Genomic DNA, 15,222 nt, shown 5'->3' with positions numbered 1-15,222 from the left:
TCGGTCTCCTTACACAATCGGGTTGTGAACGGTGACGAGCTTGGTGCCGTCCGGGAAGGTGGCTTCCACCTGCACCTCGTGCACCATGTCGGCCACGCCGTCCATCACGTCGTCACGGGTGAGGATTTCCGTGCCGGCACTCATAAGTTCAGCCACCGTGCGGCCTTCCCGGGCGCCTTCCATGATTTCGGCGCTGATCAGCGCCACGGCTTCCGGGTAGTTCAGCTTCAGGCCCTTGACCTTCCGGCGTTCCGCCAGCAGGGCGGCGGTGAAGAGCAGCAGCTTGTCTTTGTCTCTTGGGGTGAGTTCCATGGTGACTCCGTTCTCTCTCTGTTGCGGCTAACGCCGTCAGGTAAGCCAGATTCTGGGTGTGTGGGCCGGCACACCGGCGAGCATGGGTCGCAACAGGTGCCAGGCCTGCTCGCACAGGGCCCAGACTTCGTTGCGCTCGGTGCCCAGGTAACGCAACAGGACCACCCCACGGCGCCATGTGACGGCCCAGCGGTTGTTGTCCGGCAGTTGTTCTCTCAACAATTCAATGGCGGCGGCTTCATCCTCCAGGCCGACGGCCCAGAGGGTGGCCTGCACGGTGGCTCCGCCCTGGCCCCAGTGGCCGGTGAACCGCCGGTGGGTGGGGTCCAGAAGCTGACGCTCCAGCCACAGGGGCTTGCCATCCAGGCTCAGGTGAAACCGTTGTTCCAGAGCGCCGGAAGCAAACGGCAACCGGCTGGCCGGGCGGCCCAGGGCAAGGACTTCCCAACCCAGGGTTCGGGCACCGCTGGCCAGCTCGATGGTGGTGGTCTGCTCCCCCCGGGAGCCATCGAAGGCAATGGTTTCCTGGGGCAGGTATTCGAGGATGGCGTCTTTCGCCACCTGCAACCGGGTGTGCTGGCCCCAGGCCACGCCGTGGCTGTCGGCCTTGTAGAGTTTGGCGGCGGCCGGGGTGGTGAGCAGGGCGTGCCCGCCTTCCGCTACCGACGCCTCGATGCGCAGTTCGTCGCCGCTCACAAGGCCACCGGGTGGGTGCAGCAGATACACGTGGCAGCAACCGGTTTTACCTTCCGGGTAGAAGGGGCGCTGTACCCGTAACGGGCCAATGTGCCGGCGGCGTACCAGACGGGTCACCGTCACAGGATCACCCTCGCTGCGCGCCTCAAACCCCAGATCGATAGCTGCGGCCCAGCGCCGTTCGCCATCAAAACGATGGCCGGACGTGTGGGCGGTGATGGGCTGGTAGGCGGTCATACGGTCAGGTGCTTCTTGATGAGTTCATCGGTCAGCTCGGCGATTTCGCCGTCCGCCACCCGGCGGCCCCGATCGAGGATGGCGAAGCGGTCGGCGTATTTACGGGCAAACGGCAGCTTCTGCTCCACCAGCAACACGGTGAGGCCGTCTTCCTCTATCAGCTTGCGGATAACCTCGCCGATCTGGGCCACGATGTTGGGCTGGATGCCCTCCCCGGGTTCGTCCAGGATCAGCAGGCGCGGTTCGATTACCAGGGCCCGGCCAATGGCCAACTGCTGTTGCTGGCCGCCAGAGAGGTCGCCACCGCGGCGATGCTTCATTTCCTTCAGTACCGGGAACAGCTCGTACACCCGCTCGGGAATTTTCTTGCTGCCGTCCTTGCGCACCGCCAGCCCTGTGCGCAGGTTTTCTTCCACGGTGAGCAGCGGAAAAATCTGGCGGCCCTGGGGCACGTAGCCAATGCCCAGGCGGGAGCGGTCTTCCACTTTCTTTTTGGTGAGTTCCATATCGACGGCGAACTCGATACGGCCACTCTTGGTGGTTTCCTCGCCCATGATGCATTTCATCAGGGTGGTCTTGCCCACGCCGTTGCGGCCCATCACGCAGGTGCACTGGCCCTGGGGCACGTCCAGGTCGAGATCCCAGAGGGTGTGGCTTTCACCGTAGAACTGGTTGAGCTTGTCAATCTTCAGCATTACGCCTCCTCCCCGAGATACACCTTGATCACTTCCGGATCGTTGGAGACCTGGTCCATGGTGCCTTCGGCGAGCACACTGCCCTGGTGCAGCACGGTTACCTTGCGGGCGATGGAGCGCACAAAGCCCATGTCATGTTCCACAACCACAACCGACTGTTTGCCGGCCAGGCTGGTGAGCAGTTCGGCGGTGCGTTCCATTTCCTGCTCGGTCATGCCGGCAACAGGTTCGTCCACCAGAAGCAGGCGGGGCTTCTGCATCAGCAACATGCCGATCTCCAGCCACTGCTTCTGCCCGTGGGAGAGGATGCCGGCGAGGCGGTCACGGAGGGATTCCAGGCCGATCATTTCCAGGACTTCGTCGATGCGGTCCCGGTATTCGGCTTTCATGATGGCGGTGAGCGTCGGGAATACCCGCTTGTCCGCCGCCATGGCCAGTTCCAGGTTCTCGAACACGGTGAGGGCTTCGAACACCGTGGGCTTCTGGAACTTGCGCCCGATGCCGAGGGTGGCGATGTCCGGCTCGTTCATGGTGAGCAGGTTGTGTCGGCTGCCAAACCACACCGAGCCGGTGTCCGGGCGGGTTTTCCCGGTGATGATGTCCATCATGGTGGTCTTGCCCGCGCCGTTGGGCCCGATGATGCAGCGCAGCTCGCCGTCGTCGATAGTGAGGTTGAGGTTGTTGATGGCCTTGAAGCCATCAAAGCTCACACTCACATCTTCCATGTACAGGATGGGGCCGTGGCGCACGTCAACCGGCGACTGCACCTCGGTGAGAAATTCGAACACGTGCTCCCGGTCAGCCAGTTCCTTGAAAATGCTCATGCGGTGGCCTCCTGCCCGGCAGGTGTATCGTCATCGGCTTTGGCCTTGCGGCGTTTTTGCAGCAGCCCGGCAATGCCCTTGGGCAGGAACACGGTGACCAGCACGAACAAGCCCCCGAGGGCGAACAGCCAGGCGTCTGGCATGATGCCGGTGAACACGGTTTTGGCGTAGTTCACCAGGAGCGCCCCGATGACCGCGCCATAAAGCGTTGCCCGGCCGCCCAGGGCCACCCACACCACGATCTCGATGGAGAACAGAGGCGAGAATTCACTGGGGTTGATGATGCCCACCTGAGGCACGTACAGCGCCCCGGCCACGCCCGCCAGCATGGCAGACACCACGAACACGAACAGCTGAACCCGTTCCACCCGGTAACCCAGGAAGCGGGTACGGGCCTCGGCATCGCGGCAGGCCACGCTCACCCGGCCCAGCTTGCTGGTCACGATGCCCCGGCAAATCACGTAGCCGATGGCCAGGGCGATGCCGGTGGCGATGAACAGCCCGAGTCGTGTGGCGTCGGTGCGCAGGTTGAAGCCGAGAATGTCCTTGAAGTCGGTGAGGCCGTTGTTACCGCCAAAGCCCATCTCGTTGCGGAAGAAGGCCAGCATCAGGGCGAAGGTCAGCGCCTGGGTGATGATGGAGAGGTACACCCCGGTCACCCGCGAGCGGAAAGCCAGGAAGCCGAACACCAGGGCCAGCAGGCCCGGGGCCAGCAGCACCATGATGAAGGCGAACCAGGCCATATCGAACCCGTGCCAGAACCAGGGCAGCTCCTGCCAGTTCAGGAACACCATGAAGTCCGGCAGGATCGGATCGCCATACACGCCGCGATCACCAATCTGGCGCATCAGGTACATGCCCATGGCGTAACCGCCGAGGGCAAAGAAGGCGCCGTGGCCCAGGCTGAGGATACCGAGGTAACCCCACACCAGGTCCACCGCCACCGCCAGCAGTGCGTAACACAGGTACTTGCCCAGCAACGTGACGGTAAAAGCGCTGACATGCAGGGCGCTGTCCTCGGGCATGAACACGTGGAGGAAGCTCACCACCACCAGGGCGGCGAACAGCACGCCAAGGAAGATCTGGGTTGAACGTTCCTGCAAGGGTCTTGTTAACCACATAGCTTAACCCTCCGCAGCCCGGCCTTTCTGGGGGAAGAGCCCCTTCGGCCGTTTCTGGATAAACAGGATGATGAACACCAGCACGATGATCTTGGCGAGTACGGCACCGGCCCAGGGTTCGAGCAGCTGGTTGATGGTGCCCAGGGAAAGCCCGGCAATGAGGGTGCCCCAGAGGTTACCGACGCCGCCGAACACCACCACCATGAACGAATCGATGATGTAGTTCTGGCCCAGGTTCGGCCCCACGTTGGTGAGCTGGGACAGCGCCACCCCGGCCAGGCCGGCCACGCCGGAGCCCAGGGCGAAGGTCATAATGTCCACCCGGGTGGCTCGGATGCCCATGGATCGGGCCATGGCCCGGTTCTGGGTAACGGCACGCACTTCCAGACCCAGGCGGGTCTTGCGCATGATCAGCATCAGGCCGGCGAAGACAATCAGCGCGAAGGCCAGCACATAAAGCCTGTTTAGCGTGAGTGACAGGGCGTCGTTGATCACCAGGGAGCCGCTCATCCAGTCCGGGGTTACCACGGTGCGGTTCTGGGGCGAGATCACAGTGCGCACCAGCTGCTGCAGGATCAGGCTGATGCCGAAGGTGGCCAGCAGGGTTTCCAGCGGCCGGCCTTTCAGATACTGGATCACGCTGCGTTCGATGATGATGCCGGCGGTGGCGGCCACCAGAAAGCCGGCGGGAATCGAGAGAATCAGTGCCAGGCCGGGTTGGCCGGGGAACAGCTGCTGCATGCCCCAGGTGGTGTAGGCCCCCAGCATGATCAGTTCGCCGTGGGCCATGTTGATCACGCCCATCACGCCGAAGGTTATGGCCAGGCCGATGGCGGCGAGGACCAGAACCGAACCGAGCGACAGGCCGAAATACAGGGTCTCGGCGGCGCGGTTGAGTTTCAGCTTCTGTTCGATGCTGTCCAGAGCTTTGGTGGCTCTTGCGGCCAGCGCCTGGTTATCGCTGCGGACGGCTTCGTTGAGGGCGGCGCGAGCGCGTGGGTGCAGGCTGCCAGCCAGCACATCCACTGCATCGAGGTTACCCTCGCCTACCCGGTAGATGGCCAGGGCTTCTTCAATTCGGTTGCGGACGGAGGCGTCTTCTTCCTTGGCCAACTGCGCTTCCAGCGGCTCAACCAGGGAGGCATCCACCTTGCCCATCATGTCCTGTGCGGACGCTTCACGTACATCCGGGTCTTTGGCGTTCAGGTCCAGCATGGCCAGGATGCCTTCAAGCTGCCCCCGAATACGGTTGTTGATGGCGACTCTGTCCAGCTCACGGCGGGACATTTCACCCATGTTCTCTCCGGTCAGCGGATCGGCGATTTCCCAGTCCCTGCCCCGGTTGTTCAGTACCAGTACGACCTGCCCGGTGTCTTTTACCCGGCTCAGGCGGTTGTTTCCATAGGCTTCGAGCCAGCCCCTGGCCCGTTCATCACCACTGCTGACAATGGCGTTCACCGCCTCTTCCACCTTGCTGGCCGGTGCTTCTGCGAGGTTAATCAGCAGAGCCTTGCCAGGGTCGTCGTCCTGAGCCGTTGCAGGAAGCGACACGAGGGAAATCAGGGCGATAAGCAACAGTGTGAGCGATCGGCAGATGCTCATGAGAGTGTCCTGTCTGTTTCAAGCGTGTTGCGGGGCAACAACCGGGGGCGTAACTCTCCCCCGGCTGTCGATGGTGCTTTACCGTCTGAGCCTTACTCGGCTTCAGCGGCCATTTCGCCCGCAGACGCGCCACAGGTGCCGGTTGCCGTGTTGAATGTTCCGCAGAACATAGGCTTGCGCCAGTCGGCAATCATGTCCCGTGAACCCGGCAGGTAGTCAGACCAGGCATCGCCAGCGACCAGCGACGGCGTTTCCCAGACAACGGAGAACTGGCCGTTATCCTGGATCTCGCCGATCAGTACCGGCTTGGTGATGTGGTGGTTGGGCATCATGGCGGCGTAGCCACCGGTGAGGTTGGGTACGGTGACACCAATGATGGCGTCTTTCACCGCGTCAACGTCGGTGGTGCCGGCCTTCTTGACCGCTTCCACGTACATGTTGAAGCCGATGTAGTGCGCTTCCATCGGATCGTTGGTTACGGCTTGCTCGTTGCCGGTGTGCTCAATCCACTGGTCGATGAAGTCGTAGTTGGCGTCGTTGTCCACGCTCATGAAGTAGTTCCAGGCAGCCAGGTGGCCAACCAGCGGGCCGGTGTCGATACCGGAGAGCTCCTGCTCACCCACGGAGAAGGCAACTACCGGAATGTCGGAGGCCGCGATACCCTGGTTACCCAGCTCACGGTAGAAAGGTACGTTGGCGTCACCGTTGATGGTGGAAACCACGGCGGTCTTCTTGCCGGCGGAACCGAAGCGCTTGATGTCAGAGACAATGTTCTGCCAGTCGGAGTGACCAAACGGTGTGTAGTTGATCATGATGTCTTCCTTGGCCACACCCATGTCCATCAGGTAGGTCTCAAGGATCTTGTTGGTGGTACGCGGATATACATAGTCGGTACCTGCCAGAACCCAGCGCTCTACCCCGATTTCGTTCATCAGGTAGTTAACCGCAGGAATCGCCTGCTGGTTGGGCGCAGCGCCGGTGTAGAAAACGTTTTCGGAGGATTCCTCACCCTCGTACTGAACCGGGTAGAACAGAAGGCCGTTCAGCTCTTCCACCACCGGCAGCACGGACTTACGGGAAACCGAGGTCCAGTTACCGAAGATTACGTCGACCTTTTCCTGGGCCAGCAGCTCGCGGGCTTTCTCGGCGAACAGCGGCCAGTTGGAGGCCGGGTCTACAACAACCGCTTCCATCTGACGACCAAGCACACCGCCTTTGGCGTTCTGCTGTTCGATCAGCATTTCAACGGTGTCTTTCAGAACGGTTTCACTGATGGCCATGGTGCCGGACAGAGAGTGCAGGATACCCACCTTGATGGGATCTTCCGCCGCCAGGGAATTAAAAGAGATGGAAAGTGCGAGTGCAGAGAGGCCAAGTTTCACGTGTTTTTTAATGGTCATTTCAGGCGTCCTTTTCTTAGTTAGGTATGCAGTTCGTCTTAAAACGCAGCAGGGCCTCTGCATCTGCTGTTCCACACCCCTCACATCTCATTAAAAAACAATTAGTTATCTAGTATACAAGGCAGATTCCGCAGGCCAGCACCACTAAACATGCCTCCAGAGCACAGCATTCATGAGCGTTTTTGGTGCGCCCGCACCTGATGCGGGCAGATCTGAATAGCTCTGTGCATCAAAAAAACTCATAACCTTATGTTTTTCAGTCACTATCGATAAAAATCGGTAGATGGCACAGGCATTGCCATTCCTCATGTATACAAGTTGATAACGCACATGAGGAAAACGAATGCCTTCAATGCTCGGATGGACCATCAAGGACTGGCAGAACGCTTATTAAGGAGGGCGCTACGCCCAGGTTACTGCTGGGAGAGTTGCTGACCGGCCTCGATTCAAACGATGCTGCGTGGATCTCGATTCTGGACCAGGAGGGGCTGGGTAACGCGCTGTCTGAGCTGGATGAGCAGCTCGAGAAGGCTGGTGGCGATATCAGCACGCTGCCTCTTTACGGCATTCCGTTTGCGGCGAAAGACAACATTGATGTGGCCGGGTTTGAAACAACCGCAGCCTGCCCTGCCTTCGCCTACACGCCGGCGGAAGATGCCCACACCGTGGCCAGACTCAAGGCCGCGGGTGCCGTGGTGATTGGCAAAACCAATCTGGATCAGTTTGCTACCGGCCTGGTAGGCACACGCTCCCCTTATGGTGCAGTCCCGAACACGTTCAAACCGGAAGTTATCAGCGGCGGCTCCAGCTCCGGCTCAGCATCGGTTGTCGCGAGAGGGCTGGTCCCTTTTGCCCTGGGTACCGACACCGCCGGTTCCGGTCGGGTGCCTGCCGGGCTGAACAATCTGGTGGGCCTCAAGCCAACCAAAGGGCTGTTCAGCATTCGCGGCGTGGTGCCGGCCTGTCGTTCGCTGGACTGCGTATCCATTTTTGCGCTCACCGTAAACGACGCCGGCCTGGTGTCGGATACTCTGGCCGGCTTCGACGCCGGCGATGCCTTTTCGCGCAAGTCCCCGGACGCCTTACCGCTTGATGGCGCCGCCCTTCGGCGACCTGGACCCATTAAACGACTCGCCATTCCCGAGCATCCGCACTGGTTTGGCGATCAACAGTCGGAAGCGGCCTGGAACACGGCCATCAGCCAGTGGCGTCAGCAGAACGTGGAGCTGATTCCTATGGACTTCAGCCCCCTGCTGGAACTCGCCGCGTTGCTCTACGAAGGCCCCTGGGTGGCAGAGCGCCATGCGGCCGTGGAATCGTTCATGGCCAGCCATGGCGATGAGATGAATCCGGTGGTCAAAAGCATTATCAGCAAGGCTGCGAACTTCAGCGCCACCGAAACGTTCAAGGCCCTTTACCGCAAAGAAGAACTGCTTCGCCAGATCGATGAGCTGCTGGCAGACGTGGATGCCCTGCTGGTACCCACGGCTCCGACCGCGCCCACCATGGAAGCGGTGAATGCAGACCCGGTGACCCTTAACAGCCAACTGGGCACCTACACCAATTTCGTTAACCTGGCCGACATGAGCGCCCTCGCTGTGCCAGCGGGATTCCGGGATGACGGCCTGCCTTTTGGCGTTACCCTGATCAGCGGCGCTTGGAAAGACGCGGAGCTGCAACACCTGGCCTGCCAGTGGCTGAATTCACACCCCACACCGTTGGGTGCTACCGCCCGGGCGCGCCCCGAGGAGACACCCGGGGCCGCCATTTCCACACCCACCATCAAGGTGGCGGTTGTTGGCGCCCACCTCAGTGGCATGCCCCTGAACACGCAGCTCGGTGAGCGCCATGCGGTGCTGCTTGAGCAAACCACAACCTCGGCCAACTACCGGCTGTTCGCCCTGCCAAACACCACACCGCCGAAGCCCGGGCTGAAGCGCGCGGCCCCGGGCGAGGGGGAGGCGATCATTGTGGAAGTCTGGGAGATGCCCGCCTCCGCCTTCGGCTCCTTTGTGGATCTGATTCCAGCGCCCCTTGGTATTGGCAACGTTGAACTGGCGGATGGCCGATGGGTAAACGGTTTTATCTGCGAAGGCTATGGTTTTGAGGGTGCAGAGGATGTCACGGAATTCGGTGGCTGGCGCGCCTATATCGCCTCCAGATCCTGAGTATGGCGGGTAAATCTGGCGCCTGACGGGGGACAATCGGAGCCAATGGCAAACCAAAGAAGAAAAGAGTCCGTGGCAGACAGGGTGTATGAAGCCCTGAAAGAGGACATCTTCGAGTTCCGGCTGCTTCCGGGCGACCGATTCAGCGAGGGAGATATCGGAACCCGCCTGAATGTGAGCCGGACACCCGTCAGGGAGGCGCTTTACCGCTTGCAGCGGGAGGGCCATGTGGAGGTGCTGTTCCGCAGTGGCTGGCAGGTAAAACCGTTTGATTTCGGGCAAGTGGAAGAGCTCTATGACCTGCGTATCACCCTCGAGCGGGCGGCCGTGCACAAGATCTGTGGCCTGGCTGAGAAACCGGAAGCATTGCGCACACTCACCGCTCTCTGGAATCCGGATCATCCTTCGGAGCGCGCGGTGGGCAGTACGGTCCGAATGCTGGACGAAAGCTTTCACTGCGATCTGGTCGCCGCCGCAGGGAATCGGGAAATGACGCGGATTCATCGGGAGATCACCGACCGGCTCCGGATTGTGAGGCGCCTGGACTTCAGCCGGGAAGAACGGGTGGACGCCACCTACGTTGAGCACGCGGCCATTCTGGAAGCCTTGAGGAGCGGCATGGCCAGCGAGGCCGCCGATCGGCTGACCCGCCATATCCGTGCCAGCCAGAAGGCGGTTCGGGAGATTACGATGGAGCGAATCCGCGAAGCCGCTGAGGCCCACCGCGGCGGGCAATAAATTGCCTCGAAGGCCCTGCAAATACTGAATTCTGGTTCATTTTGCTCGCCTCCGAAATGCTTACAAATCTGTAAGACATATCGCACAGCCCCCGGAGCGATTCTCCGATAGGTAGGAATTCTAACCACAGTAGAATTGTCATTGTCAGGGATGACAAGCCAGCAAGGAATGTTGGCCCAAGGACGAGAGCTTCAAGGATCGAAGCCGCAAGGATGAAAACTCCATGGATATGGAGTTGCCGAAAGGATCAGGGCTTACAGGGATGACCACAGGGAAGACGCGCTCAGGATGAGTCGCACGCCTGAAGGAACAGGCAGGGGTCAGCCACGGAATCGGGGATCACAAGGAATGTGGTCCCGTCCGTGCACTCCCCATCCCCACAGACATTTCTGCTCTCCTCTTACATTTCGCTTCTGCTGCTTTGCGCCCTGGCACCACACCAATAACGCAAATTAGCCTCAGGAGCTTACACCCATGAAGCGCACACCGCTTTTCGCAACCCTCATTCTGCTGTTCAGCCTGGTTACCGGTTTTGCTTACGCCCAGGAAGCCGCAATCAATATCAACACCGCCGACGTGGCCACCCTCGCCAGCCTGAACGGCATTGGCCAGAGCAAGGCTGAAGCCATCGTTGCCTATCGCGAAGCCAATGGCCCGTTTGCAGTGACTGCAGATCTGGCAAACGTAAAAGGCATTGGCGAGCGCACCATCGAGAAAAATGCTGCGCGCCTGACCGTCAAGTAATACCCCGGGCAGTGGCGCGCTGCCGCTGCCCTTCTTCCCTTCCTGCATCGCTCCATTTTCGATTTCCGGCTGCCCATAAAGTCGTCTGGCAACACCGCGCTCGCCACCCTATTATTGCTGGATAACAATTCAAAAATGACGAGCGTCGGCCCATGGTTGATCCCATCAAGGTTTATCCATCCAAACCTTCAAAAGTGTATTTCTACGGCACCTGTCTGGTGGACATGTTCTACCCGGATGCAGGCATCGCCGGCGTGGAGCTGCTGGAGCGTGAAGGCATTGAGGTGCTGTTCCCGCAGGACCAGACGTGCTGCGGCCAGCCGGCCTACACCTCCGGTTACCATGACCAGGCCCGATCGGTAGCCCGAGCCCAGCTCGACCTGTTTCCTGGCGACTGGCCCATTGTGGTGCCGTCCGGCTCCTGTGGCGGGATGATGCGCAAGCACTACCCGGATCTGTTCAAGGACACTCCGGATGAAGTCAAAGCCGCCGAGGTGGCTGGCCGGGTCTGGGAGCTGACGGATTTTCTGCTGAACGTTTGCCATATCAAACTGGAAGACCTGGGTGAGCCCACCACGGTTGCCATGCACACCTCCTGCTCCGCCCGCCGTGAAATGGGCGTGGCCGAGGTAGGGCCAAAGCTCCTGGGCCAGTTGAAGAATGTGAATCTCGTGGAGCAGGTTCGGCCGGAGGAATGCTGCGGCTTTGGCGGTACCTTTGCGGTTCGCCACCCGGAGATTTCCGGCGCCATGGTGAGCGAGAAAGTAGATGCACTGGTGGAGGCAGGCACCAGACAGTTTGTCACCACCGATTGCGGCTGCCTGATGAACATTGCCGGGTACGCCGAGAAGAACCAGAAGCCTGTTGAAGGCCAGCACATTCTCAGTTTCCTGTGGTCGCGCACCCGGGGCAAAGGGGGGCAGCAGTCATGAGCGAGACAGCCGAGCACACTGGCCATCACATCGACGTAAAAGAGTTCCACCCGCGGGCTCAGGCGGCCATTCATAACCCCAAGATCCGCAAGAACTTCCGCAGCGCCATGGACGGATTGATGTCCAAGCGCAAGACGGCGTTCGAGGGCTGGGACCTGGAAACCCTCCGGGAGTTAGGCGCCAATGTTCGGCTGCGGGCCCTGGCCAATCTCCCCGACTTGCTGGAGCAGCTTGAGAAAAAGCTGACTGAAAACGGAATCAAGGTGCACTGGGCGGTGGACGGCGACGAAGCCTGCCGGATCGTGCGGGATATCTGCAAGGCCCGGGATGCGAAGACGGTGATCAAGGGCAAGTCCATGGTCTCCGAGGAAATGGAGCTGAACCATTACCTGAAAGCAGAGGGCATTGAAGCCCTGGAATCGGACCTTGGCGAATACATCGTGCAGTTGGCGGATGAGACGCCCTCGCATATCATCATGCCGGCGATTCACAAGAATACCGGTGAGATCTCCGAGCTTATGCACGAGAAAACCGGCACGGATCTCTCCAACGATGTGGAATACCTCACCGCCAGTGCCCGCCAGCAGCTGCGGGAAAAGTTCATGAACGCGGATGTCGGCGTTTCCGGCGTCAACTTTGCGGTGGCGGAGACCGGCACGCTCTGTCTGGTGGAAAACGAGGGTAACGGCCGGATGACCACGACGGTGCCAAAGTGCCACATCGCCGTAACCGGCATCGAGAAGGTGGTGCCGAGCATGGAGGACGTCTCTGCCCTGCTCGCCCTGCTGACAAGGTCTGCCACCGGCCAGCACATCACCACTTACTTCAATATGATTTCCGGCCCGCGCAAGGCCGAAGAGCTGGACGGCCCCGAGGAAGTTCATCTGGTGCTGGTGGATAACGGCCGCTCGTCGATCTACCAGGACGATGAGTTGCTGGATACCCTGCGCTGCATCCGTTGCGGCGCCTGCATGAACCATTGCCCTGTGTACACGCGAGTGGGCGGCCATGCTTATGGCACCACCTACCCGGGCCCCATCGGCAAAATCCTGATGCCGCATCTGATTGGCCTGGACGAAGGCCGGCACCTGCCCAGCGCCTCCAGCCTGTGCGGCGCCTGTGGCGAAGTCTGCCCGGTGAAGATTCCCATACCGGATCTGCTGGTGCGCCTGCGTCAGGAATCGGTGGATGGTGACAACCTGCACCCGGCCAAGGTCCGTGGCCATGGTGCCAAGCGAAGCTCAAAAGAGGCACTGATCTGGAAAGGCTGGGCCTGGATGCACGCAAGCCCGGGCATTTACCGCTTTGGCACTAGCGCCGCGACAAAATTCAGGGCGTTGCAGCCCTCGAAAGCCGGCGCCTGGACCGATTACCGCACGGCCCCCAAACTGGCGGCCAAAACTCTGCACCAACGGATGAAGGAGCGTGGCCAATGAGTTCCCGGGAAACGATTCTTCAGCGTTTGCGCAATCGGACGGGTGGCGAACTGACGGTACCTGAGTGTGATTTTTCGGTGCTTGCACGGCCGGACTGGCCCACCAACGAGCGCATCGAACGATTCGAGAAGATGATCGAGTCCGTACATGGCGAGGTGCATCACGTTAGCGAGGACAGCTGGGTGGACCGCCTCGCTGAGGTGCTGAATACCCGCGGTGCGCGAAACCTGCTGGTACCAAAGCAGCACCAGATTGGCCAGACCCTACGCTCTGCCGACCGTGACGACTTGCCGGAACTGCTGATCTACGATGAGCCCATCGAAAGCTGGCAGGCCCATCTGTTCAACGAGGTGGACGCCAGCATCACCTCCACCCGCGGCGGTATTGCCGAGACCGGCTCGCTGATCCTGTGGCCAAACGACGACGAACCCCGGCTTATGAGCCTGGTGCCGCCGGTGCACATTGCCGTGCTGAAGGCCTCGGAACTCTATACCACCTTCCACGAAGCCATGCAGGCCCAGAACTGGGCCGCTGGCATGCCGACCAATGCCCTGCTAATCTCTGGCCCTTCCAAAACCGCCGACATCGAGCAAACCCTTGCCTACGGTGTTCACGGTCCCAAAGAGCTGATTGTGTTGATTATTGAATGATCCAAGGCGCCCTGTTGATCGCCCTGGCTGCCCTGCTATGGGCGACCACGGGCATTGTTGCGAAATTTCTGTTTACCGGTACCGAGCTGCAGGCCATTACGTTGGGCTTCCTGCGACTGGCCGTGGCCTTGCCCTTTTTCTGGCTGCTGATGCGGCGGGAGCAAGCACGCCTTGAGCGCGCCAATCCGGGCGCCAGCGTGCCCGGTAGTTCGCTGCGAAGCCTTACGCGCAAGACCCTGATTCCGTTGGCGGCGCTTGGTCTGTTCCAGGCGTTTTACCAGGGCAGCTACCTTCTGGCCGTAGACCTCACCGGTGCGGGCATTGCCACCCTGATCGCGCTGTGTTTGCCTCCGGTGCTGGTGGCCATTCTGGCTGCGCCCCTGCTGGGAGAGAAGCCCAGCCTTTTAACCGTTCTGTCGTTGTTCGCGGCCATTGCAGGCACCGCCATGCTGGTTCTCAGCGATATGGACACCACCGGTACACTCCGGCTCGCAGGCATTCTGGTGGCGTTACTGGCCGCCTGTGTGTACACCGGGTTCACGCTCACCAGCCGTTACAGCTCTGCCGGTACACCGGTGTTCACCACGGCGTTTATCTGTTTCTTTACGGCGGCGCTGATTCTGTTACCGGTGGTGGCGCTGACTGGCGGGTTCGAGGGGCTGGAAACCCTGAACTTCGGCCACTGGCTGATGGTGATCTATGTTGGCGTGGTGCCAACCTGCATCGGGTATGTGTGCTTTTTCACAGGCATGAAAACGACACCGGCAACGCTGTCGAGCATCATCGTGACTCTGGAACCGCTATTTGTGGCGCTGCTGGCCTGGGTGTTTCTGGAGGAGATTCTGGGGCCGATCGGTATTGCGGGGGCGCTGATTCTGACCGCAGCGGTGGTGGTGGCCTCCCGCTACGGTCGTAAACCCGCAGCCGGCCAGGAGGCCGGTGCGGAGTAAGGAAGATCAGTCTTCCTTACGCTGTTTCTCGAGCATGTCCGGCTGGAGGATTTCAATCCAGTAGCCGTCCGGGTCCTTGATGAAGGCCAGGCCTTTCATCTTGCCGTCGTCCGGCTTTTTCACAAATTCCACACCGAGCTTTTCAAACCGGTCGCAGGCGGCATAGACGTCTGGCACGGCAACACCAATGTGCCCAAAGCCCTGGGGCTCGTCATTGCCATTGTGGTAGCCAAAGTCGTTGTCGTCTTCGGTGCCCCAGTTGTGGGTCAGCTCAAGCATGGCTTCGCGGCCGAAGGTGTAGGTGGTCCGGTGGGCGTCGTCCTGGGGCACGAGGCCAGCCTGACGATCATCCAGGTAACCCAGGAAATACAGGGTGAACTTCATTTCGGGGAAGTCCAGTTTGCGAACCAGGCGCATGCCCATCACTCGGGTGTAGAAGTCCATGGAGCGCTCGGGTTCCTTGATGCGCATCATGGTCTGGTTGAATACGTAGCCTTCGGTTTCGGGAACGGGTTCTTCGTGGAGGCCAGGGGCCTGTTCGAAATGCTTGGGCATGTTGGTTTTCCCTTCTTTTTTCGCAGGATTTAAACGTTATACCTGTGTGCGTTTCAGGGGGATTTCAAGGGCACAAAAAAAGACCCCGGGGCCAGAGACGAACCGCCGGGGTCTTGAGGGCCGGTTTTTGGCCGGCGTTTCTTCAGAGACGCTCTGAAGCTT

14 protein-coding genes and 1 pseudogene are annotated in these 15,222 nt (G+C 60.4%); 7 read left to right on the top strand and 8 right to left on the bottom strand.

What is annotated here, in order from left to right:
• Nucleotides 1–9 precede the first annotated feature (9 nt).
• The 7 genes from ureA to urtA form a co-directional block, all read right to left on the bottom strand.
• The gene (ureA, locus tag ABNF92_RS14885) at nt 10–312 is read right to left on the bottom strand and encodes an urease subunit gamma (RefSeq protein WP_349342580.1); all 303 of its coding nucleotides are present in this window, start codon (nt 310–312) and stop codon (nt 10–12) included.
• Nucleotides 313–348: 36 nt separating this feature from the next.
• Nucleotides 349–1,245, bottom strand: a complete 897-nt coding sequence (locus ABNF92_RS14880) for an urease accessory protein UreD (RefSeq protein ID WP_349342579.1) — start codon at nt 1,243–1,245, stop codon at nt 349–351.
• The gene (gene urtE / locus ABNF92_RS14875) at nt 1,242–1,940 is read right to left on the bottom strand and encodes an urea ABC transporter ATP-binding subunit UrtE (RefSeq protein ID WP_349342578.1); all 699 of its coding nucleotides are present in this window, start codon (nt 1,938–1,940) and stop codon (nt 1,242–1,244) included. Before urtE ends, ABNF92_RS14880 begins: the two co-directional genes overlap by 4 nt.
• The gene (urtD, locus tag ABNF92_RS14870; RefSeq protein WP_349342577.1) at nt 1,940–2,764 is read right to left on the bottom strand and encodes an urea ABC transporter ATP-binding protein UrtD; all 825 of its coding nucleotides are present in this window, start codon (nt 2,762–2,764) and stop codon (nt 1,940–1,942) included. Before urtD ends, urtE begins: the two co-directional genes overlap by 1 nt.
• Nucleotides 2,761–3,885, bottom strand: a complete 1,125-nt coding sequence (urtC, locus tag ABNF92_RS14865; protein WP_349342576.1) for an urea ABC transporter permease subunit UrtC — start codon at nt 3,883–3,885, stop codon at nt 2,761–2,763. The genes urtD and urtC overlap by 4 nt, the downstream gene beginning before the upstream one ends.
• A 3-nt stretch (nt 3,886–3,888) precedes the next feature.
• The gene (gene urtB / locus ABNF92_RS14860) at nt 3,889–5,487 is read right to left on the bottom strand and encodes an urea ABC transporter permease subunit UrtB (RefSeq protein ID WP_349342575.1); all 1,599 of its coding nucleotides are present in this window, start codon (nt 5,485–5,487) and stop codon (nt 3,889–3,891) included.
• Between the two features lie 92 nt (nt 5,488–5,579).
• Nucleotides 5,580–6,887 carry an urea ABC transporter substrate-binding protein gene (urtA, locus tag ABNF92_RS14855; RefSeq protein ID WP_349342574.1) on the bottom strand — a complete coding sequence of 436 codons (1,308 nt, stop codon included), beginning with the start codon at nt 6,885–6,887 and terminating at the stop codon, nt 5,580–5,582.
• Nucleotides 6,888–7,239: 352 nt separating this feature from the next.
• Between urtA and atzF the strand changes: the two are divergent.
• The 7 genes and pseudogenes from atzF to ABNF92_RS14820 all read left to right on the top strand — a co-directional run bounded on the left by atzF (nt 7,240) and on the right by ABNF92_RS14820 (nt 14,505).
• Nucleotides 7,240–9,055, top strand: a pseudogene (gene atzF, locus ABNF92_RS14850) (allophanate hydrolase).
• A gap of 45 nt (nt 9,056–9,100) precedes the next feature.
• Entirely contained in the window at nt 9,101–9,793 is a 693-nt protein-coding gene (locus ABNF92_RS14845) for a GntR family transcriptional regulator (protein ID WP_349342573.1), read from the top strand.
• A 474-nt stretch (nt 9,794–10,267) separates the two neighbouring features.
• Entirely contained in the window at nt 10,268–10,537 is a 270-nt protein-coding gene (locus ABNF92_RS14840) for a ComEA family DNA-binding protein (protein ID WP_069184402.1), read from the top strand.
• A 152-nt stretch (nt 10,538–10,689) separates the two neighbouring features.
• Nucleotides 10,690–11,469: a (Fe-S)-binding protein gene (locus ABNF92_RS14835; RefSeq protein WP_349342572.1), complete on the top strand. Its 780-nt coding sequence runs from the start codon at nt 10,690–10,692 to the stop codon at nt 11,467–11,469.
• Nucleotides 11,466–12,905 carry a LutB/LldF family L-lactate oxidation iron-sulfur protein gene (locus tag ABNF92_RS14830; RefSeq protein ID WP_349342571.1) on the top strand — a complete coding sequence of 480 codons (1,440 nt, stop codon included), beginning with the start codon at nt 11,466–11,468 and terminating at the stop codon, nt 12,903–12,905. Before ABNF92_RS14835 ends, ABNF92_RS14830 begins: the two co-directional genes overlap by 4 nt.
• Nucleotides 12,902–13,555, top strand: coding sequence for a lactate utilization protein (locus tag ABNF92_RS14825; RefSeq protein ID WP_349342570.1), 654 nt, complete (start codon nt 12,902–12,904; stop codon nt 13,553–13,555). Before ABNF92_RS14830 ends, ABNF92_RS14825 begins: the two co-directional genes overlap by 4 nt.
• Nucleotides 13,552–14,505, top strand: a complete 954-nt coding sequence (locus ABNF92_RS14820; protein WP_273083308.1) for a DMT family transporter — start codon at nt 13,552–13,554, stop codon at nt 14,503–14,505. The genes ABNF92_RS14825 and ABNF92_RS14820 overlap by 4 nt, the downstream gene beginning before the upstream one ends.
• A gap of 6 nt (nt 14,506–14,511) precedes the next feature.
• Here the strand turns inward: ABNF92_RS14820 and gloA are convergent, their stop codons facing one another.
• Nucleotides 14,512–15,060 carry a lactoylglutathione lyase gene (gene gloA / locus ABNF92_RS14815; protein ID WP_349342569.1) on the bottom strand — a complete coding sequence of 183 codons (549 nt, stop codon included), beginning with the start codon at nt 15,058–15,060 and terminating at the stop codon, nt 14,512–14,514.
• Nucleotides 15,061–15,222 lie beyond the last annotated feature (162 nt).

The organism is Marinobacter sp. MMG032, from assembly GCF_040112695.1.
In the GTDB taxonomy this organism is placed as follows: domain Bacteria; phylum Pseudomonadota; class Gammaproteobacteria; order Pseudomonadales; family Oleiphilaceae; genus Marinobacter; species Marinobacter salsuginis.
Note: the sequence above shows the minus strand (reverse complement) of the source record. Positions and strands in the feature narration are given on the sequence as shown.

Bases quoted from the DNA above. Each gene is read 5' to 3' on its own strand.
- ABNF92_RS14840 (WP_069184402.1), top strand. From the start codon at position 10,268: ATGAAGCGCACACCGCTTTTCGCAACCCTCATTCTGCTGTTCAGCCTG.
- ABNF92_RS14825 (WP_349342570.1), top strand. From the start codon at position 12,902: ATGAGTTCCCGGGAAACGATTCTTCAGCGTTTGCGCAATCGGACGGGT.
- urtD (WP_349342577.1), bottom strand. From the start codon at position 2,764: ATGAGCATTTTCAAGGAACTGGCTGACCGGGAGCACGTGTTCGAATTT.
- ABNF92_RS14820 (WP_273083308.1), top strand. From the start codon at position 13,552: ATGATCCAAGGCGCCCTGTTGATCGCCCTGGCTGCCCTGCTATGGGCG.
- ABNF92_RS14835 (WP_349342572.1), top strand. From the start codon at position 10,690: ATGGTTGATCCCATCAAGGTTTATCCATCCAAACCTTCAAAAGTGTAT.
- urtB (WP_349342575.1), bottom strand. From the start codon at position 5,487: ATGAGCATCTGCCGATCGCTCACACTGTTGCTTATCGCCCTGATTTCC.
- ABNF92_RS14880 (WP_349342579.1), bottom strand. From the start codon at position 1,245: ATGACCGCCTACCAGCCCATCACCGCCCACACGTCCGGCCATCGTTTT.
- ABNF92_RS14845 (WP_349342573.1), top strand. From the start codon at position 9,101: ATGGCAAACCAAAGAAGAAAAGAGTCCGTGGCAGACAGGGTGTATGAA.
- urtC (WP_349342576.1), bottom strand. From the start codon at position 3,885: ATGTGGTTAACAAGACCCTTGCAGGAACGTTCAACCCAGATCTTCCTT.
- urtE (WP_349342578.1), bottom strand. From the start codon at position 1,940: ATGCTGAAGATTGACAAGCTCAACCAGTTCTACGGTGAAAGCCACACC.
- urtA (WP_349342574.1), bottom strand. From the start codon at position 6,887: ATGACCATTAAAAAACACGTGAAACTTGGCCTCTCTGCACTCGCACTT.
- gloA (WP_349342569.1), bottom strand. From the start codon at position 15,060: ATGCCCAAGCATTTCGAACAGGCCCCTGGCCTCCACGAAGAACCCGTT.
- ureA (WP_349342580.1), bottom strand. From the start codon at position 312: ATGGAACTCACCCCAAGAGACAAAGACAAGCTGCTGCTCTTCACCGCC.
- ABNF92_RS14830 (WP_349342571.1), top strand. From the start codon at position 11,466: ATGAGCGAGACAGCCGAGCACACTGGCCATCACATCGACGTAAAAGAG.